This is a genomic window from Aeromonas popoffii (assembly GCF_037818705.1).
GTDB lineage: Bacteria > Pseudomonadota > Gammaproteobacteria > Enterobacterales > Aeromonadaceae > Aeromonas > Aeromonas popoffii.
On record NZ_CP149129.1, the window covers coordinates 529238 to 551586 of the forward strand.

Genomic DNA, 22349 nt, shown 5'->3' on the forward strand with positions numbered 1-22349 from the left:
GCCGTGGTCATGATCAAGCGACTCTGCTCCCGACTGTGGCCCAAGGGGCTGACCGGCCAGATCATCCTGGTGGCGCTGGCGGGGCTGATCCTGATCCAGCTGCTCAGTATCCAGATCTACCGCACGGATCGGGAGGAGGCGCTTGGATTCGTCAACAGCCGCAACGCCATGCAGCGGATTATTGCGGTGGTGCGGCTGCTCTCCCTCTCTCCACCGTCACTCTATGACGAAATTCTCAAGGCGAGCCGCAGTGAAACCCTGCTGCTGCGCCTTTCCGACGAACCGCTGCAACCGGACAACCGCAGCCCCCGCTTCGAGCAGCTGGTACGCTCGCGCCTCAATTATCCTGCCGGCCTCGCCGTCGAGATCAGCGCCGAGCTGAAAGAGGATACCCAGCGCAGCAAGGCGTGGGAGCACCATGCCCGCATGATGAAAGACCGCAAGGGGCCGCCACCGCCACGGGATATGCGGCTCTACGGTTCCATCGAGCTGCCTCAGGGTGGCTGGTTACAGTTCAGCTCGCTGGTCGACAAGGAGGTGGGCAGCTGGTCGTGGCAAACCACGCTCAACCTGATGCTGGTCGCCAGCCTGGTGATCGGGCTGATGGTGCTGCTGTTTCGCCGCGCCACTCGCCCGCTCAAGCAACTGGCAGGCAATGCCGAGCGACTGGGACGTGGCGAAGACATAGAGCCGCTGCGAGAGGTGGGGCCGACCGAGATCCGCGAGTCGATTCAGGCTTTCAACCGCATGCATACCCGGCTCGATCGCTTCGTGCAGGATAGAACCCGGATGCTGGCGGCCATCTCTCACGACCTGCGCACCCCTATCACCAGCCTGCGGCTGCGCACCGAGTTTCTGGCTGATGGCGAGGACAAGGAGCGCATCCAGCAGACTCTGCAGCAGATGGAGCAGATGCTGGCCGCCACCCTCAGCTTTGCCCGGGAGGAAGGTCAGCAGGAGGCGACCCGGGAGCTGGATCTGGTCAGCCTGCTGGTCAGCCTGTGCGATGACTATGCCGACACCGGCCAGCCGGTTACCTGTCTGGCGGAGGGCAAAGAGGTCTACGCCTGCCGGACCAATACCCTGCGCCGGGTGCTGCAGAACCTGATCGGCAACGCCATCAAATATGCCGGCAGTGCCGAGGTATCGCTGGAGCGTACCAAAGAAGAGCTGTTGATCCGGGTTTGTGACAACGGACCGGGCATAGATCCGGCGCGGCTGGAGGATGTCTTCAAGCCCTTCGTGCGGCTCGATGAGGCCCGCAATACCGAATCCGGCAGCGTGGGGCTGGGGCTCTCCATCGCCCGCACCCTGGTGCACCAGCACGGTGGCGAGCTGACCCTGCGCAACCGCGCGCAGGGTGGGTTGGAGGCCAGGATCAGCCTGCCGCTGTGAGCCTGATGAGATCTGTGTGGGGAGGACGCCGACGAGGCGCCCTTCTCATGTTTATGTTGCCGTTATCTGACTGACATCACGCCAATTTCATACTCGGTCATGCTTGTTCTTCCAGCTTGAAGATGGCGATAATAAATGGCCGTGTAGACGGCTAATGGGAAGGTTGGTACAGGAATGGTGGTCTCTTCTGGTTTTGGATGGCGGGTGTGCAGCGGATGCTTCCTCCTGCTTTGTTTGGTGTGGTTGCCCGCCAGGGCTTCGCCAGCCCCGAAACCTTTGATCGTGACCAACTCCAAGGCCTGGCAGCCTTTCTCCTACCTCAATGAGGAGGGGCAGCCGGATGGCCTGCTGATCGATCTCTGGCGCGAGTATGGCCGTGTCACCGGTCGCCCGGTCGAGTTCAAACTGGTGGACTGGCAGACCTCGCTGGACCTGATGCGTACCGGCAAGGCCGATGTCCACGGCGGCCTGCTCTGGTCGCCGGAGCGCAATCTGCTCTATGACTATGGTCAGGGGCTCTCCCGTCTCGATGCCCAGCTGTTCTTTGCCAACTCCCTGCGCGGCTCGGATGTGAACGACTACCTGCTGCACGAGAGTGTGGGGGTGGTGGCGGGGGGGTATGAGGAGTACTACGCCCGCAAGCACTTCCCCACCACGCACCTGCAAACCTTCACGGACAACGATGCCATGATGCGTGCCGCCTTCAGTGGCAAGCTGGGTGCCTTCATCGCCGATCTGCAAGTGGCGAACTTTTATATCTACACCTCGGCGGATCCCAGCCGCTTTATCCCGATGCGTCACCTTTACAGCGACGAGATCCGCTTTGCGGTCGCCAAGGGCAATCAGGCTCTGTTGCAGGAGCTGGAGCTGGGGTTTTCCCGCCTGGGTGCGGCGGATAGGGAGCGGATTATCCACAAGTGGATGCATATCGAGACCGTCTATCCACGTCACCTCTGGCCCTGGTTACTGGCGCTGGGGGGCATGGTGCTGCTGGTCTACATAGTGCAGCTGCGACGGGCGGTGGCGAGCCGCACCGCCGAGTTGATCCAGGCGAATGCGCGGCTTGAGCGCCTTGCTGGCACCGACGCCATGACGGGGATCCGGAACCGGCGCGCCTTTCTACCCGAGTTTGAACAGCGGCTGGCCTGTGGGCAGGCTTCGGCCTTGCTGCTGTTCGACATAGATCGCTTCAAGAGGATCAATGATCACTTCGGTCACGGGGTGGGTGACGAGGTGATCTCGGCTCTGGTCGAACGGGTACGGCTGGTGTTGCCAGCCGGGGCGCTGTTTGCCCGTATCGGGGGGGAGGAGTTCTGCATCAGCCTGCCAATGGCGGATATGGCTGCGTTGCAGGAGTGGGCCAGCCGGATCGGTCGGGCAGTGAGTCTGCGCAAGTTGCAGACCAGTGCCGGGGAGCTGGGGTTTTCTATCAGTACCGGGGCCGTTTGGGTGCCGGATGGCATCAGAGCCGATGGCAGACAGCTGTTGTTGCAGGCAGACAGGTTGATGTATGGCGCCAAGTCGCTGGGGCGCAATACCTGGCAGGTGGCGTGTTATGCCGAGGAAGAGGATTAGACAGCAGAAGCGTAGGCCGCCGCCCCGGGGGGCGGCGGCTCGTCATCAGAAGTTGTAGGTCATCCCCAGGTTGTAACGACGACCATCCAGCACTGTGCCGAAGCTGGTGTAATCCACCGTCTTGTCGAACAGGTTGTAGATGCCGGCTGTCACATTCAGGTTCTTGTTGGCCTTGTAGACCAGACCCGTGTCGAAGAAGGTGTAAGAAGGTGTGCCTTCTGCCATCTTGACCCGGCTCAGGTAATCAGAGGTCTTGCTGCGGAAGTTGACCCGTGACCAGAGGCTGACCGCTTCTGTGGTCTGCCAGTCGACCGTGGTGTTGAACATGTGGCGCGGCATCTGGTTCAGTGCCTTGCCTGCCAGCGGGCCGCTCTTTTGCTCGGACTGGAGGAAGGTATAGCTGGAGCCGACCGACCAATCCTCGCTGATGGTCCAATCCATCATCCCCTCGACCCCGCGCATGTTCGCCTTGTCGATGTTGACGCGGTCACTGATGAAGTCATAGCTGTGACCATTGAGGGTACAGGCCGGATCGCTCTTGCTGGTACAACGACGCACTTCGGAGATCTTGTTCTTGAAGTCGGTATTGAACAGGGTAACCCCGGTGTTAAAGCCTTGATGGCCATTCCACAGCAGGCCGATCTCTTTACTCACGCTGGTTTCAGGTTTCAGATCCGGGTTGCCGACCAGCATGCCATCCAGGCTGCCACCGCCGGTGGCCTGACCCCAGTTGGCCGCAGACATCCGCAAGTCCGGCGAACGATAACCGGTCGAGACGCCCCCTTTCAGGGTCCAGCTCTGGTCCAGATGCCAGACACCGTAGAGACGTGGGCTCCAGTGAGAGCCGTAGTTCTGATCCCGATCCATGCGGGCACCACCGTCAGGGCAAAGCTGTCGGTCAGCGACCACTCATCCTCGACAAACATCGCCCAGCTCCAGCGGGTCAACTGCTCAGCAGGGTTGGCCACTTTCAGGGTATTGCCCTGATCGTGCAGATCCTCATAGCGATACTGACCACCGACACTCAGATAGTGATCCCCCAGCATAAATTGGGTGTGGGTATCGGCGATGGTGTTGGTGAGCTCCATCTTGCGACCGGGGTTGGTATTGGTCTCCTGCTGCAGATAGCTGCTGGAAGAGCCGAAATCATACTGGCCATCATGGGTCAGCGCGAAGTTGGTCCGCTCATAACGATTGAGATTGTCTTTCGCCTTGGCATCCAGCGAATTGCCTGCCGTGCGATCCCGATCCTGCAGGCTGCGGCTGGCCTCCAGATCGAAGCGGTTATGGTCGTCGGGCTGGAAGCTGAGCACAGCCGTGCCACTGCGGGTCTCCTGCTCGGCAAAGCCCTGGGGAAATTGGTCTTCGCCACGATGAGCCAGTTGGCCATTGACGCGCAGCCCCAACACGCCATCTATCAGCGAACCTGCGGTATAGGCGTTGGTCTGGAAGCTGTTACCGGCATCCTTGTTCTCCTGGAAGGTCGAATCAGCGTGAACAGCGCCCTGCCAGTCCAGACTGGTGGTCTTGCGGGTAATCACGTTAATCACGCCGCCCATGGCATCCGATCCATAACGGGATGACATGGGGCCGCGTACAACCTCAATCCGTTCGATGGCCTGCAACGGAGGCAACCAACCCTGCTCGATGCCCGGCCCATCGCTATTGGGACGAGTGCCACGGCTGTCGACCCGTTTGCCATCCACCAGCATCAGTGTGTATTTGGAGCCCATGCCACGAATGCTGATGTCGCTGCTGCTGCCACCCCCGGTGATCACCACGCCCGGTATGTCTTTCAGGGCATCGGTCACGTCGCGATAGGCGCGTTTTTCCAATTGCTCGCGAGTCACCACCGAGATGGAGGCGGCGGTATCCTCGATCTTCTGCTGGAAGCCGGAGGCGGTCACGACCATGACCTCCTGTTCGATGGCATAGGCGTGAGGGGTGAGGGCGGCGAGAACGAACGTGGTCAGCTTGTTGCGGTGCATTTTTATCATGTTGGCCTGAACTCTTTGAGTAAGAAGATGCATTCATCCTTTGTGTCAATCTATGGGGTGGTTTCACTGCATCCTGCGTGAAATCCGGCTCGGGCAGGTTCAGTAGGACAATCCTCCCGTTTGCCGGCAGGCATTGTAATGAACACGAGAGCATATGCAAACGATAATCAATATCATTAAGGTTGTGTGGTCATGCTATCGCCAACCAGGAGATACAGAAGGAGAGAACGGAAGAAAAAGGGGTGAGGTGGAATGGCGAAGGAGAGGTTAAAAGAGTCTGGGGGAGGGGAAATGCTGAATCGCAGGCAACAAAAAACCCGCCTAGGCGGGTTTTTTTAATTCTTGCAGAAGGTCTTCTCAGCAGGCGTTAGCGAGCGTGAAGGCTTTCTTGCTTGAATTACAGACCAACTACGTTGGCAGCAGCCGGGCCTTTCTGGCCTTGCTCGATGGTGAACTCAACGCGCTGACCTTCGTCCAGGGTTTTGAAGCTGGTGGACTGGATAGCGGAGAAGTGTACGAACACGTCTTTGCTGCCGTCAGCCGGGGAGATGAAGCCAAAACCTTTCTCAGCGTTGAAGAACTTAACGGTACCAGTCATTTTGTTAGACATAATAATTTCCTTGAATAGTATTTGAAGTGCCAAAATGGCAATCTATGATTTTTCGTCAGCAATACGTATGGGGAGCACTAAAGAAGGAGAATTATTTAATAAGAACTATCCTTAGATAACTCTTATGCTAATCACTGCTTTACTAAAATGACTGCCTAACATAATCAGGTCTGAACTACCGAACCATCGAGAGAGATTAAAACACGCTCTCTTTTTTAAAGCAAACTTTATCTCAATATTAATTTTCGGTTAGCCAAGTGCTACCTACTCATATTGCCATGTGAACCATCGGGTATGTGGGGCGGGGTTGGGCGTATCTCCTTGCCGGGACAGGTGTTTGGCCTGTCTCAGTCACGTGTTCTTGGTGAACATGATGAGCGTTTGCCGGTCGGGCTTGTACAGATGGTGCCCTCATCAAGTAGAGAGAGCCATAACGATCAACGCCCGCCCACACAGCGCTGTGTGGGCGGGCGTTCATAAAGAGTGAGCGAACTCAGCGCTTGCTGCGGAACTTGTTGCTGACGGAGTCGATCCAGCTGAAGGTTTCTGGCAGCACCTGATTTCTGGCCCGCTCTTTGGCCTTTTCCCGAGCCAGTTTGGAGGCCACCTTGGCTGCCTCTGCACGATCTGCCACGATTTTAAGCCGGCCTTCCTCACGGAGCCTGTTACGTTCTGCGTTGGTCAGCTGATGGTCAGCATTGGCCTGGGCTTTTTGGAGCAACAGGGTTATCTCGGCCTTTTCGGCCTCGGTGAGGTCTTTCATTTCCAACTTTTTCACGGCGCGCTCCTGGCGGCTGGGGGATGGGATACCCTAACACATTTTCGTCGACTATTTCTTACGCAATGTGCTCCACGGCCATAAAAGTGCGGGTTCCACGCTTTTTTTCGTTATTTATCTGCCAGTTCACTACAGATTTATCGCATTTTCCGGTTTGCATCGCACGTCTCTCAACCGTGGCCGCTCGGTTCGACATGGATCAGCACTATGGCATGGGGCAGGTGGTGCATGATGCCCTGCTCTATCTGATCACAGATGGCGTGGGAGAGCTCTATGCTCATCTCCTTGGGCAGGGTCAGGTGGAAATCGATATGACGACGGCGTCCGGCCTGGCGGCTACGCAAGGCGTGAAAGCCACCATGCTCGGGGCAGCATTGCTCGATCACCTGAGTGGTGATGGCCAGCTCCTCCTCGCTCATGCTGTGATCCAGCAGGGGCTGAAAGGCCTGATTGAGCATGGCGATGGCTTCCCGGAGAATGAATATTGCCACGCAGATGGCCACTATGGGGTCGAGCAAATAGAGGTTGTAGCCCAGCCCGTCGGCGATCCAGATACCGAGCAGGCCGCCTGCGACCCCGAGAGAGGTCAGTACGTCTGCCTTGAGGTGCAAGGCATCGGCGGCCAGCGCGATGGACTCTTCCTCTTTCGCCACCCGGTAGAGATAGGTGGAGACACCGCTGTTGACCAGCGCCGAGATCAGCATGACCAGCACGCCAAAGCCCACACTTTCGACCGGTGTGGGTGTGATCAACTTGCCGATGGCTTCGAAGATGATCCAGCCCGCAGCCAGCAGGATTAACAGGGCTTCTATGACGCCGGAGACGTTTTCGATCTTGTCATGACCATAGGGGTGGCGTTGATCGGGTGGAATATCCGACCGACGTACCGCAAACAGCGCGATGAGCGATGCAACCAGGTCCATTGCTGAGTGGATGGCTTCGGAAATAATACTGACGGAGCCACTCAAGGCCCCGGCAAATATCTTCATGATAATCAGGGTGATATTGGAGCAAACTGAGACCAAGGCCGCTCTGCTTTTTCTGATCATGGGATATCCTATTTTTTATATAATATTTTCACAAATAGGGTTGGATAATATCAGCTTGAAAATTAAACGGCTGCGGCAGGTTGTAACGTTTTGTTTCTGGCGAGAGTGAGAATGCTTATCTAAATTATCTCTCCTCATTTAATTAATAGTTTTCTTCTGCTTTTGGTTTTTTATTTCAGTTGGTGATTAAATAAATCGAAAAGGGCCGAATTTTATAAGGAATATCCAGATTTTCCGGCCGTTCATACCCTTGCTCGTCACGCCTTGAGATCGCCCGCTCCTGGCCCAGAATGAAGCCTGACGGATGAGGGTGGATTCTTGCACAAGATTGAGGGTATGCTGGAGTGAGTGCGATCAACAGGTCGTCACTGAAAGCGTACTGAAGTCTACGATTCGGATGGCATGCTGGAACCTGGGTTCCAACTGTCTGGGTAACATTTTTGGAGTTTGATGATGAGTAACAAAGAACATCACAACGGCAAAGATGCCAAGAAAAAGCCGCAGTTGTCACTGAAAGAGAAACGCGAAGCCAAACGTCAGAAAGCAGATCTGAAAAACGGCAGCGCGATCAAGTAACGCTCCTCCACGCTGTCGTTCCTCCGGAGCCAGTATCAAGCCAGCCTGTCACAGGCTGGCTTTTATGTTTCTGGCTTAAAGCGTGGCGCCATAGGTATCGACGATCTTCTGATACCGGCCATCAGCCCGCATGGCGTTCAACTGGCGATCAAATCAGCGCTGGTGTACCGCTTGGCGAAAGGTAAAGTGATACTGGGTAGGGGCAAACAGATCATATTGCCTGACCCGGTCGGGGGCATAGATATCGGCGCCATATTTGCTGTCGGCCAATTGCACCAGATAGTGGTAAAACACCCGTTGTTCTTTTTCTCTATGGCGAGCCTGTGTCAATAACAGGCAAAAAAAAGCCCCGAATCAACAGGGCCTTCTGGGAATGCGTTGCCGATCAGAACGGAAGGGCAGGAACATTTCAGTGTAACTGCCACTGTGTGTGTGAGTTGGTTGAGTGCAAGCCAAGTAATCACAGCTTCTATCCACCTTGCTATCTCACCCACATGTCCTTAAATCGCATTAAACCTATCATTAATGCAGTTCGTGTCAACATCTCATGCATTTACGATAAAAAAGTTTACACAATTTTTCGAACGTCTTTCTCTGCGTATAGAGGACATACTACACCAGTTCTGATGTCTCGGGGCTGTGATGTTGAAAATCGAAGGTGGTTTTTAGCTTCATTGTTCACTCATTTCCCTTCTCTCTATGTGGAGTTTCCTGAGCAAGGGTAATGGCTCTGATGTTGCCATCCTTAACGGCAACGACCCCGCCTTCAACTGCATGTCACTCGATCTCTTTGTCTGCTACCAGGCGCTGGTCGAAGACACCGAGCTGAACCGAATAGCAAGTGAACGCATGAGATAACGTCAGCGGATCGCGGAATGACCTATGATTGTGTGGGTTGGAAAGTAACAGACTGCTGCTTGGCTTAACCCTACCGCGCAACAACCGCTGTAATCACCCTACTACACGTCTTCACCATCAGGCTTACCTCAGAATGAAGTCATGGGCTACTGGATTGGTACATGCTATCAGAGCGTTGTCGCCCATGCGGTAAAACAGTGATAGTTAAAACAATAGTCAAGGGAAAAGATGAGTCCAACCATTGGTTCTAATTGAATCTTGATGAAGATCAAAACCTGCAAACAGAAATATATATTTTTTTACGAAAATATTGTAGTAGATCTTATTCTATTCAGCCTTGCGAGAGATTTGCTAATGCTAGAAGGAAATCAAGAGTCCATCGAATTGATAAGGGCCTTATACCCAAATTTCGAAATAACGGGTGTACCTAAGGCATCAGGTCAAAGGGCTGTATACTTTGGCATTTTTACTGGACGTTCAGATATTGAACCTGAAAATTGTGATAAGTGGGGAGAGGTTGTTCTTAAAATGTCGAGTGTGACATCAAGAACAACTATCTCATACATGGAAAAAGAAGTTGAGATTCTTAATCAAATCCGAAGTCAATCATTTCCTCGATTATTTTTTCATGAAGCAATCACTCTCCACCCAGAAACTGAGGAGCCACTGAATCCGATTAAGTTCGTGAGTATAGAGCAAAGAATGAATGCTCAGCCATTAACGAATTTAATGAGTGGCTATAATAATGAGTCGGCAGTTATCTCATTTTTAGAAAAGATACTTATTGCAATGGATTGCTTATGGGGCCATCCACAAAAATTAGTACATAGGGACTTAAAACCAGACAACATTTTAGTTAAAGATGATGGTTCTCTTGTCATTATAGATCTTGGTCTATTGCGGCAAGAAGGCTCTGCTGGCGTAACGTATAGCTTCTGTGATTTTGGGCCCTGTACGCCTGCCTATGCGAGCCCCGAGCAAGCTAAAAATGCAAAGAGAGAGATCTCATTCAAGAGTGATCTATTTTCTATCGGCATTATTTGTTACCAGATGCTAACCGGACAGCACCCATTTATGGTTTCTGATGGCACAAACTATAATGATGAAATATTAGAGCGAGTATGCAGCCACACACCTGATGCTTTACATACAAAGGGGGTTGATAGAGATTTATCGAATATAATTGAAAAAATGATGAGCAAGGAACCATATCTTAGATATCGTGTTCCAAGTAAAATCATTAATGAATTGAATGCAATTAAGGAGCGGGTATGAGTTTACGACTGTTTCATCAATCTGGGCACTGTGCTAACTGGAATAGAGATTCTTTCGAAAAGGATAAGATTGGTGATGGAATCATTTTTAGTCCGGTTCATGAGACATGTAAAAATGTGTCTGATTACAGTAAAAAATTAAAATCAGCATCATTGTTTGATCCACAATTTTACTTACCTAGCTCTCAAAAACAGAAGTTACAATCATATAGTTTCTTTCCCAATTCGATTATGGGAGAAAAAGGTTTTTCAACAATTGATTTTATGGCTGTATCTTATGAAGCAGCAAAAAGATGTATTGAGTTTCAGTTGGAAAATGATTTTTTGGAACTCATCATACCTGCAAGATTTTATGAATACTTTGATGACAAGTATATCGATGGTCAATCTCAACAATTTGTACATCCATTTCTTGAGCAGATCAAGAAGCAAGACCCACTTGGTAGTAAAAAGGTATTGCTGACTGTTCCCATGACTTCATCAATGGTGAACAGCAATGAGTATCGAAGTAAGGTTCTAAACTGGATTACAAGCTACCCTGAAATTGATGGCGTATATATGTTTTGCCAACATGATAGGGGTACAAAACAAATAAATGACCTGACATTTCTGACTCAGTACATGGATGTTATTAAGGCATCTTATGATGCAGACTTAGAGGTTCTTGTTGGGTATTCAAATACCGAGTCATTGCTATATACACTTGCTGGTGAAATTAGTTTAACTATAGGTGCATTCGAGAATACTAGAATGTTTTCTCTAGATAAATTCATCGTCACAGATGGGGATAGAAGAGGGCCAAAAGCTAGGATTTATCTTCCTAAACTGTTGAACTGGATCAACTTTGATGAGGCTAAAATTCTGAAGGATAGATACCCTCATATTTGGAATAAGATTTATACCGCATCAGATGAATCTGATGAGGCATTTGAGCTGACAAAAGACCCTGCATTTAATTCAGCAATATTGTATAAGCACTATTTTAAAGCGTTTAGTGATCAAATTGATGAGCTTTCATCCTTGAGCATTCAAGGGCGGTATAAAAAGCTGAATGAGTGGATTGATGAAGCTATAGACCTACATGATGAAATCAGTAAACATGCCTTGAGGCTTGATAAACACGGTAATGGCGATCATTTGAACACTTGGAGCAATGCAATTCGCATATTTGCACAATCCAATGGCTTAGTTTAATAAGGATTGCGCAATCATCGCATTGGCTTTCCAGTAGGCGATTTCAGAAAAGTGCGTTTCTTCAACAGGGGAGAAATGCACTAAGTAATCACCTTCTATAGATATGGTTGCCAATCCAACATTATAACGTTTAAATTCATCAATATTTTTTATTGCGGGATTTGCATGCTTTTTGTCGAGAACAACCCAACTTTCATTAGCAAAAGTTTTATAACGACTCGCTTGCCAAAGAGCTCGCTTCCAATCTTTCAGCTTTGCTTCTACGGCCTTTATTGTATCTACAATATTCTCAGGCTCTTTTACTTTTACATAAATACCATTTTCTTTTTGCTTGCAGTAACCTGCATCAACAAATTCCTTGATCGCTTTTTTTGATAATGAGAGAGATGCACCTGAAATTTTAGAAATGTGCCCGGCATCAAAGTTGGTTTTTAATGGCAACTGTTTGAGTGTGTATGCCCAAGAAGGTGTGATCTGCCCCAAATTTAAGGCTGCTTTCCTTCTCTTATACTCGAAGATGATTGCATCAGCTATGCCAAAACCACAGTCGAACTCTCTTTCAAAACCAATATTTTTCTTAAATTGCTTTCTCACAAGAGACTGCAAGCTGTTTACAAGAGCAAACTCTGAGTCGAAAGCATCTTGCGAACTATCAGTGTTCGCCAATGAAGCTGATTTCATTGTAATTAGTGGACTCATATTCAACTCTTTCTCATTATCATATACAATAAAACATTATAGGGTATTATGTTTAAGTATTCCATATTTTTTTGGTGGCTGCAATGAGCGGAATGAATATTACAACTCACAAGATACTCAAGAAAAATATGTTGGGAACAGATTACTTTATTGGCGACCTACATGGGCAAATTACTTCTTTGAAACGAATTTTGTCTGTGGTGAAATTTAACCCTGATATTGATAGGGTAATTTGCACGGGCGACTTAGTTGACCGTGGAGCATGTTCACTAGAGTGTTTGAGGTTAACTGAGCAAAGTTGGTTTTATTCTGTTGTCGGTAACCATGAGGAGTTCATTCTTGATGAAGATAATTCATCGCCATATAAACGCTCTATTTGGGAAAGGAATGGTGGTAAATGGTGGTTTTCCCTTACGCATGAGGAGCGCCAGGAGTGTAGAGACCTTATAGTTAAAAATTTGAGCTTTACTGTATCAGTAGAGCTTGAAGATTATCATATTGGGGTTATTCACTCTGAGGTTCCAATGAAAACATGGCCGATCTGTGACTCAGTTTTAAATGAATGTCGGCGTGAGATCCTGTGGGGGCGAAGTGTCATTTCATCTGAGGAAGAAAACACCATCTCAGGAGTTGATTATATCATTGCTGGACATACCCCTGTGGATTACCCCCGATTTGTCGGAAATCAACTATTTCTAGATACCGGTTCTGGTTACTCTCCAAGTGAACGCATTAATAACCCACATCTCACAGCTTGTAAAATTAAAAGAGGAGTATTTGATTTCATACATGCCACAGCGTTCACATGTACCACTTCACAAATGATTTTAACCGAAACATAATATCTTTTTTACGTGATAGGTCTCTTAATTCATAGTTTAATTGGTGGGTAGGTAGAGATGGCAAGAATCCTGATGACTCGCGCCCTTGATGACAATGGCCATATCGTTGATGTCAAAGACGTTGTTAGTGGCAAAGGATGCAATTGCACATGCATCGGTTGTCAGGGCGCTGTCTGGGCAATGAAAGGGCCAATTAAAGCCCATTATTTTGCTCATGAGCCTAATTCAATCGAACAGAACTCCTGTACCTGGAAGCCGGAAACGGAAATACATATCCTAGCTAAAGAGGTTTTAGCAACTGACAGGCAGTTGATACTGCCTATTGGAACTATAAACCCAATCCATAAAAACATAGTCTTTGATGAGATGGTATGTGAGGTTTATGAAGGTCGAGTTATACCTGATGTAATCGGATTCATCGATGGAGAGAAGGTTCTCATCGAAGTTGCAGTTACGCACTTTTGTGATAGAGGAAAAATTAAAGAACTAAAGAGGGTGAATGCAACCTGCATTGAACTTGACCTAAGTGGATTTCGTGTGAAAGGAGAGATAATCTCAAAAGAAGAGATAAGAGATTATCTAAAAAAATGCCCCAAAAAATGGGTATCTGTGGCCCCTGTTGGCAACTTCTCCGAAATGATGTATACGCACAATAGACAGCAGTTACTATCTTTACAGAATCAGTATTCATCTTTGAGTGCAAAGCATGATGCAGAGGTTAAAAGGCTTAATGCAGAATACAATGCGATAAAAAATACGAGTCAATCTGAGCTGAGTGATATGCAACGAGTCATTCAACAGTCTCGGCATGCAGAAGGCAAGGCTAACGCAATTCTGAGAAGATGGGAGAGAGTATTAAAAGAAAAAGAGTCGTCCATTTTAGAGGCACAGGAAAGATTAATCCTATTGGAAGATCAATACAGAAGCTTTGAAATGGAATTGAAAGACCGTCTCTATCATATACAAGATGAAGTTGATCAAAAACAAGACTTACTACGTGACCTTCTCAATTTAGATGAACTTAAGGCAGAGTTTTATTCACAGGTTGATGATATAAACAGAACAATTAAAGCCAAAGAGGCTCAGCTTGATGCTGGAGAAGTTGAGATACGCAGGCGTTCAGCTTCCTTAGATCTAATACAGAAAACTTTAAATGATAGCCTCATCTCACTACAAGAACGAGAAGATGCTCTAACAGAAAAATCCAAAGACTTGGTAAGTATCATTGATATTAAAGCAAGAGATCAGGCTCAAGTCATGCTTTCACAGTGGCTAAAAGAAAAATCTAATGAGATAAAAGCATTGGAGGAAAAAGAAAGAAAAGCAAATAAAGCCATTGATGATTTAAGGAGGAAATATAGTTCATTTATCAAAATCCCATGATTTTCACATATAAATTGTGAAGATATATTTCTCACCTGAAAACCACTTTCTATTCAAGTAGCTGCTGTTCAAACCAGTGTCTTGTTTACGCTACTTTCGTGCGCCCTTCCTTTGGTATCAAGTTGAAGCTGTTTGCAACATCGGAAATTACCATAATAATTTAAAGTGATTCCTCATCACACCTTGCTAATTTGTTACTTGTCCAAAATTTGGCAATGAATTAATATGCCTTTAGTTTTTAGGAAGTTTATTTTTTTTGCAATTTACAGCATGTATTCAAGGTATTGACTATGGAATTACAGACAAGGCTAGCTTTTATAGATACAAGTGCTTTTGAAAAGAAAAACTATCAATTTGGACAATATGCACTTGGTCGTCTTCAAGAACTAATTGAAGATGAGAAAATTCACTTGCTCATTACTGATGTGACAAGGAAAGAGATAGACTCTCATCTTAAAAGAAAATCTGAAGAAGCAGCTTCTATGATAACGAAGATGCAAAAAGATGGGATGTTCCTAAGAAACACTCCCAACCTTGACTGTCATGGAATCTTCACCAAGGTTAAAGTTGAGGATATTTATACTATTGCCAGTAAGAAATTTAATGATTTTGTCGAAAATGGCTACGTTGAAACAATAAATGTAAGCATTGTTAACCCTCAACTTGTATTTGATGCTTACTTCAACAACCGCCCACCTTTTGGCAAAGAGTCAAAAAAACATGAGTTTCCTGATGCATTTGCGCTAGAGGCTATTAAACAGGTGAGCTTGGCTAGAGGGTATGCAGTCTATATCGTTAGTGACGACGGCGATATGAAATCCTTCTGTGAGAAAGAAGATAACTTCATTCATCTTGAAAAAGTAGATGACCTAATTGACTTAATTGTTCGAAGCGACAAAGCGTACAAAGAGCCAGCCGAATTTGCTGATGAAGTTTTCGAACAACTCCTAGAAAAAATCAAAGCGGATGCCCTGCAAACTATAAAAGATGGAGAGTTTAACTATGAAAATGCAGACCCTTTCGATGATATTATCAATTCTATAGAAATCAACTCACTGAATGTTGAAAAGAAAAACTTGCAGAATGTCGATGCCGAGCGTGCTGAATACGAAGTAGAGTTTGAGGTGGTTGTTACGGCAGATTACCAATTTTCAGATTATGACCGTTCACCTTGGGATCCTGAAGACAAGCAATATGTATTCATCTTGAGTAATGAGTCAATCGTAAAACACAAAGAAACATATACTGCTCACCTAACACTTGCCTATCCAGATGGATTGAAAGCCAACGCGCACATTGAAGAACTTTACTTCCAAGACACATATTTTGAGCTGACTGATGGTGACTCAGAAGTCATTAGCTTCAAAGAACTAGATATTAATGGCGAATAACATGAAGTTGTATGTAATAGGTAATGGATTTGATGTTCATCATGGCCTTGACACTAGGTATACATCTTTTGGACTTTATCTCAAAAAAAACTACAGGGAAACTTATGAACTACTTCTCGACTATTACGGGTTTGCTGACTTAGACCCAGATTGTCCAACAATAATGTCAGACCCGTTATGGTCTGAGTTTGAAACAAGTATGTCACTACTTGATAAAGATTCTGTTTTGGAAGCAAACACGGATGCAATGCCAAACTATTCTTCAGATGACTTTAGAGACCGAGACAGATACACGTTTTTAATTGAAATGGAGAGAATACTTGGCCTTCTAACCACTGAACTGTATAAAGCATTCGAAGAGTTCATTTTGGCAGTGCAGTTTCCTATGTTTGATCATGGCCGTTCAGTAAATATTGATAGGGACGCTGTTTACCTCACATTCAACTACACAGATACACTTTCTCAATACTATGCAGTCCCCGATGAGAATATATTATTTATTCACGGGAAAGCCAATGCACATGTTGGTGAGTTAATTCTCGGTCATGGTGTTGACCCTGAAAATTTCAAAGAAAAACCTGCTGAACCACCATCAGGATTGAGTGATGAAGACTTAGAGCGTTGGATGGATTATCAATCTGAACAATATGACTACTCATTCGAGCTTGGTAAAAATGCTATTAATCAGTATTTCTCAGCCACTTTCAAGGGCACAGATCAGGTCATAAAAAACAATGAAACTTTCTTTGCAAAGCTCGGCAATATTGATGAAGTATATGTTCTCGGTCACTCATTAGCTGACGTAGATTTACCCTACTTCAAAAAATTGGTTCAATCAGTCAGACCTGATGCTAAATGGGTTGTGACTTTTTATGACCCTGATGATGAGAAAAAACACGATGACACTCTTAAAGAATTTGGAATAGCTAACGTTGCAGTTGTCAGAATGGAACAGATCTAAGAAAAAACCTGTAAATTATTAACAACTGCGCTGGATTTTAATATTTTCTGTACAGGTCTAGTCTAGTTATCACCTGACACCGGCCTCAAACCGGTGTCTTGTTTAGGCTACTTTCGTGTGCCCTTCCTTTAGTAGAAAAGGTATTAGTGCAAAAGAGCATTATAAATGCAGCAGACATTCAGGTTTGCAAAAATAAACACGATGGTAAGAATAGAATTTACGAGTACATGTCAATAACCACTATTGATTATGCCATATAATGTGAATCCCGTATGATTGATGTATGCACGAATGAAAGTATTTCAATTTTTCTATTCCGTGCCTTCGGCCATAATTCAACCAGATACTGTATAGGGATGTTTTTGTTATAGTTTACCATAGATTTTTTTTGATTTTGCAATAAACGGACTTATTGATGAGATAATGGCAGTGGATGTATAAATCTGGTTTATCTTCGCTGCGTAGCAGCGGAATAATAATGAGCAGCTTAAATTTGATTCAAGCTCTCATAATTAGTAAATGGACAGTTTTCCGAATTTTTCAAGTGGGTGGATGTGGAAAAATTCTGAAAATCATTCTGTTAGGTGGAAGTTTAACCAACTGAGCTGGTTTTATTCTCACAGTCCCCGACTTATTGTTTATATGCACACCCCATGCCGAATCCGTCCCACCAGATCGACAACAGCCTGAACCCCCATTGGTGTAGCCAACAACTTAGCTGGGGCTACGCCACCTAGGCCCCAGGCTGTGCGGTTTAACCACGAAAGTGTCTTGACGGTATCGTTCCTGTGAAAGGCGAGAACCGCATCGAGGGCCTGTGCAACTCCGTATACCCTGGCACCCTGAGATATTGATAGGGGGGCTGTAATCCGCAGCTTGCGGGCCAGTGTACTCCGGCTAATACCAGCCCACTGGCAAACCATCCCCACATCAGTCTTCATCAATTCAGCGAGCCGATAGAGTATGTCCGGTGCTACGCCAGCCACGATCCATTGATGTGCTCCTAGTGGGTCACGAGGAATACCAAGACCTTCTAGGAGACGGTTCGGAGTAACTGCGTCACTACTAGGATGATAGGTTGCATAGGGCATCATGTAGCACTCCTCATTGTACAAACACGACCTCTCATGAGCTATCCTACCCCAAACTGTCGTTTTGAGTGGAAAATTAACAACCAAATGCCCCTACATTGAGGAGGGCTGATGACCGAGTTGGTCTGTACTGAACCAGGTTTAGGCATTGAGCTGGGGACTACTTTTCAGGTTCTATCGGAGAACGGCTCTGAATGGGAAATCCTGTTGGGTAATGAATACCGCAGGATCAACAAACGCAGCGGGCGCGTTACAGGTTGGAAAACACCTCCAAAATTTGAGTGCAAAGACATCCAAAAATAACATATCAAATGAGTGCTCAATGCTGGTTATACCAGTAATAATGTTGACTAGCGGCTTCACCTTCTCATAAAATCAAGACATAGGGAGAGTCGCTACCCTAAGTGCGAAGTTGAAACAAGGGAGAGTCGCTACCCTGAGTGCGAAGTTGAAACAAGGGAGAGTCGCTACCCTGAGTGCGAAGTTGAAAAAATGCTAAAACCCTGCCTCGTTGCGGGGTTTTTTGCTTTCTGGAGACATGGATGTGTAGTGGCCTAGTCATCCAAGACTACCTCTTAAGTTAAGAGGGGCGAAGTGTCTGGATCCTCAAGGGCAAATCTAAAATTTCTTATCATCGACTCATTCTGTGAGCCAATGATATTGTCCTATCGGCTCATTTTGTGAGCCGATCAAGATCGTTCATCGGCTCATCTGGTGAGGTGGTCTCAACGCTCACTACCACCTAGATTTAATTTTCGGCTACATAGTTTCATAGCAGATTGGAGCTAGACCACTAAGCAGCCCCAAACGCAATTTAGCTCACGATTTTTAAATTATGCTATTTTTTCGAATCATCTTGGTGCCAAAAACAGTGGTGCTAATACTGGGGTTGAGAGATAATTTCACTGATATAAAAATGTGATACATGAGGATAAAAATGAACGATTTTTTGAAAACTCTGTTGAATATCCGTAGTCTGCGTGCTGCATTGCGCGAGCTTTCTTTTGAGCAGCTGGTCGAAATCAGAGAGAAATTCGAAGAGATTTTTGCTGAGCGTGAGCAGCAAGAGAGCAAATTGAGAGAAGAGTCCGCTGAACGCCTGCAAAAACTGGCTGAGTTTACCGAGCTGCTGAAAGAAGCTGGCATAGATCCGAGTGAGCTGGTTGGTACTGCAACCACTGCAAAAGCAGAGGGTACAGTAAAGAGCAAGCGCGCTCCTCGTCCTGCAAAGTATCGCTACACCGAGGATGGTCAGGAGAAGACCTGGACTGGCCAGGGGCGCATGCCCAAGGCCATCGCAGAAGCAGTGGCTAATGGTCGTGCATTGGAAGAGTTTTTGATCTAGTGCTGAGAGCCCATGCCAGCTCGGCGTGGGCCTTTAATTCTATCTGTAGTAGGAGCACCGTATGGGGAGGACATTAGAGGATATCATCGCGTCTGAATCACCCGAGGTTGTCCAGAGAGCCCAAGAGATCGCAGACGAGCAATTGGTTCATCTGAGTGTGACTAAATTGCTTTCAAATCTCGGGGCGGGTGATGTTCCTGAAATAGATCCCGATATTCTCGATAGTTTGTTGTCGCTCAAAAAATCAGTTGAGAGCCATGACTGTCGGTTGAGTTTATTCGTTCATATGCCTGACGGCACTCATCATGGCGTCAAAATTTAATTAAAGAGCTTCATTGGTACGTCAATCGCAGCTCTCATCTACCAAATGAAATCAACGCCCCATGGCGATGCTTTTTCAAACACCCTCGGTGTGCAAGCGGATCTGATAGCGTGTATTGCGTCCGCCACCAGGTAATTTCTCAATGCACCCCCTACCCACCAACTCAGCCAGATGCCGTGTAGCCGTGGGCTTACTGACTCCGGCGACTTTTTGATATTGACTGGCATTGATGCCATTTTCAAAACCCTGTTCGCCGCCATCCAGAAGGCGGTTAATTACTTTGGTTTGCTCTGGACTCAGACCGTCATGACAGTGCCGCTGCCAGAAGCATACCTTGGCAAGACTACGGGCGATACTTTGTAATGCCAGCTCTATGGAGAAATCCAGTGTGTCGAGAAACCAACAGATCCAGGAGGTAATATCCAGCGAGCCTTTCTGTGCGGATTCCAGTGCCCGATAGTAGTCTGCCCGCCGTCCAAGAATAGCAACTGACATGGCATACAGCCGGATGCTGTGGCTGTCAGCCTGTGACAACGCGAGATCGGTCAGTGCCCGTGTGAGCCGCCCATTGCCATCATCAACAGGATGAAGAGTTACAAACCAGAGATGACAGATCGCCGCACGAAGGAGGGGATCTATCGTGGGATCATGCTGAGTCTGGTTAAACCAGAGGATGAACGCAGCCAGTTGATCGTCAAGAGCGGCCCTTGGCGGTGCCTCAAAATGCACGGTGGGGCGCTCAACACGCCCAGAGACAACCTGCATCGGCTCATCTCCTCGCAACTGTCCTACGTTCACTGGTTGCACCGACCATTCGCTGACGGGGAACAACCAACGATGCCATTGGTAAAGCCGCTCAATCGTCAACGGCTGTCCATGATTGTCGATGGCATCCAGCATCATGGCCACGAGCCCCTCTGAGCGCTCTGATACTGGATAGGACTGAGTTTGTGACCCACCTAACCGCCGAGCAAGGGAGGAACGCACAGATTGGGCATTGAGACGCTCACCCTCAATAGCGGATGAGGAGATGATGTTAGCCAGTAACATATCCAACGTTTGGTCGAAATCCCCCAACCTGGAATGACTACCTAGTAAAATTCCCAACCTGCGTTGAACAAGCCGTAATCTGGGCAATATCTCGCTATTCTGCCAACGAAAATGGGGCCAGTCAGCTTGTTGCCAAATCCAAAATGGTTCCATTATTTCCTCATTCAACGTGCCAGGGTTTCAATAATGAGCCGAACCAGCCCATCATTCGGCTCAATATTTGAGCCGAATATAGCACATACTACTCACCACTAGAGCCGGTAATGAGGGACCGCTCCAGGCTGAAAATCTCAGACCGGAGCTAATGAAAAACTCGATTTATTGCTGCTGGAATACGCTACAGCAATTAGTAGATAGACTAGGCGGGAATTCATTTCCGTTTTGGATGGAGCTTGCAGCTTGCGCTGCATGAAGCCACGCCCAAGCAGATGCCGTCTGGTCTGCTCATTCATATGCCTGACGATACTCACTAATATTGGGATGCCAGTCTAAGCCACCAGAAGAGAAGGATCGAACCACCGAGTAGATTGCCTGCTAGGTATTTCCAAGAGCGATCTGACAAGAACAAAATCGCCCCCAGTATCGTTATCAAGCCCCAGAGATAAGGCATGAGCAGTACATATAGACCAGTCAGTGAGTATTCATCGTTAAACCAATCATAGACAGGCTGAATGAACAGAATCGATGCATTCAAGAGGTGATAGAGCATGAACAACACGAATACCCATGTTCTCTCTGTCTTCACTGCTGCGCTCACTTTAGTTCCCCTTGGAATGGATAGCTGAGTTCAATGACGGTCAAGAATGGTTTGTAGGCAAAGCGCTTGTAGTGTTGAAGAACAAACCAGCTTCTGAAACCGGACGCCAGGCCGTAGAACTTGACTCTTCCGGTCGTGGGGTCAGGGCCGATGTCAGGATAATCGAGACCGAAGTGGTCATATAGCGTTACTTTGATCGTGCCCTTGTAGAAGTCGCCAAACTTTTCATATGTCGTGATTTCCGCCTTACCTGCCCAGACATCGTTAACCGCAATTGTGAGGCCCTGCACCTTATCCGCCGCAGAGTTGAAGATGGGTAACCGAAAGCCGGAAGTCTTGCTGTATTGCTGCATCAAGTCACCCAGAACAAGCTTGTTCACATCCCCATCAAGTACGGCCAGCTTTGCCTTCATTTCCTTGATAAGGGTATCTGAGAACTTGATCGTGGTCGGGTGAGCTCGCGCTGCTCTCGTCAATGCTTGGTTCCGGTATTCACCACCCTCAGATTTCTCGAATTTGGCGATCATGGCCAGAATGTTCATCTTCAAGTCGCCAGTTGCAAACAATGTGGCCATGTTGCGGAAGCTACTAAAGAACACCTTGGGGTCAGTCTTTTCGAGATCACCAATAAAGCCGTCATCTCCCATCTTCCCCACGAACATAGGGATAGCCTTGATCTGCTGAGCCGTCATCGTGCCATAGGTCATATCTTCGGCAGGGCTACCATCAACGTTCTTACCTGGCTCACGCTTCGACTTGTAAATGAGCACAGGCACACGATAGGTTGTGGCTGACGTTGTATCGGTTTTTGGTTTGAGAGCAGGAGGAATGGTTTCTGTCTTCGGGCGCTCTTTCTCTGCCGAACCAAACCACATTGTCGGCTTGGCCTGGGCATATGCTGACTTGATGGCCTGCTCAAACCTGGGCGTCCCCCTCACCGAGATTTGATCTCCCTGGATAGTGCAGCAAGCAAACACATCAGATTGCATCCCCAATACGACCTCTGACCCGTCATCAAGGCTTCCAGCCACAGGGCCTAGAATGCGCTTGAACTCGTCCTTGGTAAGTTGGTGGATGTCTCTGAGGTCTGGTTTCTGCATGTATAGAGGGCTCGATGAAGAGTAGTGAAAGGGTCACTTTATCATCAATGCGCCAATAGAGACCATATAGGCATTTTCTGAAAACGGCAGCTTGTGACGCTT

Annotated in this window: 20 protein-coding genes and 2 pseudogenes; 12 read left to right on the plus strand and 10 right to left on the minus strand. The window is 47.6% G+C overall.

Features of this window, described 5'->3' with window-relative positions; translation table 11 throughout:
* Positions 1-9 precede the first annotated feature (9 nt).
* Together WJM78_RS02535 and WJM78_RS02540 are read left to right on the plus strand one after the other, a co-directional pair.
* A complete protein-coding gene (locus WJM78_RS02535; protein WP_339015721.1) occupies positions 10-1395 on the plus strand; it encodes an ATP-binding protein in 1386 nt (461 codons plus the stop codon).
* Between the two features lie 174 nt (positions 1396-1569).
* Positions 1570-2970, plus strand: a complete 1401-nt coding sequence (locus WJM78_RS02540) for a sensor domain-containing diguanylate cyclase (RefSeq protein WP_339013304.1) — start codon at positions 1570-1572, stop codon at positions 2968-2970.
* Between the two features lie 45 nt (positions 2971-3015).
* On the opposite strand, the pseudogene WJM78_RS02545 reads toward WJM78_RS02540, so the two are convergent.
* From WJM78_RS02545 to WJM78_RS02560, 4 genes and pseudogenes are all read right to left on the minus strand, one after another.
* A pseudogene (locus WJM78_RS02545) lies at positions 3016-4958 on the minus strand (ligand-gated channel protein).
* Between the two features lie 406 nt (positions 4959-5364).
* Positions 5365-5577 carry a transcription antiterminator/RNA stability regulator CspE gene (cspE, locus tag WJM78_RS02550; RefSeq protein ID WP_005316548.1) on the minus strand — a complete coding sequence of 71 codons (213 nt, stop codon included), beginning with the start codon at positions 5575-5577 and terminating at the stop codon, positions 5365-5367.
* Between the two features lie 493 nt (positions 5578-6070).
* Positions 6071-6355 carry a DUF3811 domain-containing protein gene (gene yjbD, locus WJM78_RS02555; protein WP_339013308.1) on the minus strand — a complete coding sequence of 95 codons (285 nt, stop codon included), beginning with the start codon at positions 6353-6355 and terminating at the stop codon, positions 6071-6073.
* A gap of 170 nt (positions 6356-6525) precedes the next feature.
* Positions 6526-7404: a cation diffusion facilitator family transporter gene (locus WJM78_RS02560; protein WP_339013310.1), complete on the minus strand. Its 879-nt coding sequence runs from the start codon at positions 7402-7404 to the stop codon at positions 6526-6528.
* Positions 7405-7854: 450 nt separating this feature from the next.
* Here WJM78_RS02560 and WJM78_RS02565 point away from each other — a divergent pair, with 450 nt between their 5' ends.
* The gene (locus WJM78_RS02565) at positions 7855-7980 is read left to right on the plus strand and encodes a hypothetical protein (RefSeq protein WP_282960514.1); all 126 of its coding nucleotides are present in this window, start codon (positions 7855-7857) and stop codon (positions 7978-7980) included.
* A gap of 153 nt (positions 7981-8133) precedes the next feature.
* Here the strand turns inward: WJM78_RS02565 and WJM78_RS02570 are convergent, their stop codons facing one another.
* A complete protein-coding gene (locus WJM78_RS02570) occupies positions 8134-8274 on the minus strand; it encodes a hypothetical protein (protein ID WP_339013313.1) in 141 nt (46 codons plus the stop codon).
* Positions 8275-9099: 825 nt separating this feature from the next.
* Between WJM78_RS02570 and WJM78_RS02575 the strand changes: the two genes are divergently transcribed.
* Both WJM78_RS02575 and WJM78_RS02580 read left to right on the plus strand, forming a co-directional pair.
* Positions 9100-10113, plus strand: coding sequence for a serine/threonine protein kinase (locus WJM78_RS02575; protein ID WP_339013316.1), 1014 nt, complete (start codon positions 9100-9102; stop codon positions 10111-10113).
* Positions 10110-11306, plus strand: a complete 1197-nt coding sequence (locus WJM78_RS02580) for a hypothetical protein (protein ID WP_339013319.1) — start codon at positions 10110-10112, stop codon at positions 11304-11306. Before WJM78_RS02575 ends, WJM78_RS02580 begins: the two co-directional genes overlap by 4 nt.
* Here the strand turns inward: WJM78_RS02580 and WJM78_RS02585 are convergent.
* Positions 11298-12005 carry a hypothetical protein gene (locus WJM78_RS02585; protein ID WP_339013322.1) on the minus strand — a complete coding sequence of 236 codons (708 nt, stop codon included), beginning with the start codon at positions 12003-12005 and terminating at the stop codon, positions 11298-11300. The genes WJM78_RS02580 and WJM78_RS02585 overlap by 9 nt on opposite strands.
* A gap of 92 nt (positions 12006-12097) precedes the next feature.
* On the opposite strand from WJM78_RS02585, the gene WJM78_RS02590 reads away from it, so the two are divergent.
* The 4 genes from WJM78_RS02590 (at position 12098) to WJM78_RS02605 (ending at position 16582) form a co-directional block, all read left to right on the plus strand.
* Complete coding sequence (locus tag WJM78_RS02590; protein WP_339013325.1) at positions 12098-12847, plus strand: metallophosphoesterase; 750 nt, start codon at positions 12098-12100, stop codon at positions 12845-12847.
* A gap of 57 nt (positions 12848-12904) precedes the next feature.
* Positions 12905-14230 (plus strand): hypothetical protein, encoded by a 1326-nt coding sequence (locus WJM78_RS02595; protein ID WP_339013327.1) that lies wholly within the window; start codon positions 12905-12907, stop codon positions 14228-14230.
* Positions 14231-14520: 290 nt separating this feature from the next.
* A complete protein-coding gene (locus WJM78_RS02600; protein ID WP_339013330.1) occupies positions 14521-15621 on the plus strand; it encodes a PIN domain-containing protein in 1101 nt (366 codons plus the stop codon).
* 1 nt (position 15622) lies between these two features.
* On the plus strand, positions 15623-16582 hold the full coding sequence (locus tag WJM78_RS02605) for a bacteriophage abortive infection AbiH family protein (protein ID WP_339013332.1): 960 nt from the start codon (positions 15623-15625) through the stop codon (positions 16580-16582).
* A gap of 638 nt (positions 16583-17220) precedes the next feature.
* Here WJM78_RS02605 and WJM78_RS02610 read toward each other — a convergent pair.
* Positions 17221-17676, minus strand: coding sequence for an antitoxin Xre/MbcA/ParS toxin-binding domain-containing protein (locus WJM78_RS02610; protein ID WP_339013335.1), 456 nt, complete (start codon positions 17674-17676; stop codon positions 17221-17223).
* Positions 17677-17784: 108 nt separating this feature from the next.
* Here WJM78_RS02610 and WJM78_RS02615 point away from each other — a divergent pair, with 108 nt between their 5' ends.
* The 3 genes from WJM78_RS02615 to WJM78_RS02625 all read left to right on the plus strand — a co-directional run bounded on the left by WJM78_RS02615 (position 17785) and on the right by WJM78_RS02625 (position 19340).
* On the plus strand, positions 17785-17976 hold the full coding sequence (locus tag WJM78_RS02615; RefSeq protein WP_042032933.1) for a hypothetical protein: 192 nt from the start codon (positions 17785-17787) through the stop codon (positions 17974-17976).
* Between the two features lie 634 nt (positions 17977-18610).
* On the plus strand, positions 18611-19018 hold the full coding sequence (locus WJM78_RS02620) for an H-NS family nucleoid-associated regulatory protein (RefSeq protein WP_339013339.1): 408 nt from the start codon (positions 18611-18613) through the stop codon (positions 19016-19018).
* 61 nt (positions 19019-19079) lie between these two features.
* Complete coding sequence (locus tag WJM78_RS02625) at positions 19080-19340, plus strand: hypothetical protein (protein ID WP_339013342.1); 261 nt, start codon at positions 19080-19082, stop codon at positions 19338-19340.
* A 75-nt stretch (positions 19341-19415) separates the two neighbouring features.
* Here the strand turns inward: WJM78_RS02625 and WJM78_RS02630 are convergent, their stop codons facing one another.
* The 3 genes and pseudogenes from WJM78_RS02630 to WJM78_RS02640 form a co-directional block, all read right to left on the minus strand.
* Positions 19416-20243 carry a Fic family protein gene (locus WJM78_RS02630; protein ID WP_339015723.1) on the minus strand — a complete coding sequence of 276 codons (828 nt, stop codon included), beginning with the start codon at positions 20241-20243 and terminating at the stop codon, positions 19416-19418.
* Positions 20244-20309: 66 nt separating this feature from the next.
* A pseudogene (locus WJM78_RS02635) lies at positions 20310-20543 on the minus strand (DUF4172 domain-containing protein); the annotation flags it as partial.
* Positions 20544-21143: 600 nt separating this feature from the next.
* Complete coding sequence (locus WJM78_RS02640; protein WP_339013345.1) at positions 21144-22247, minus strand: DUF3289 family protein; 1104 nt, start codon at positions 22245-22247, stop codon at positions 21144-21146.
* Between the last annotated feature and the right edge of the window lie 102 nt (positions 22248-22349).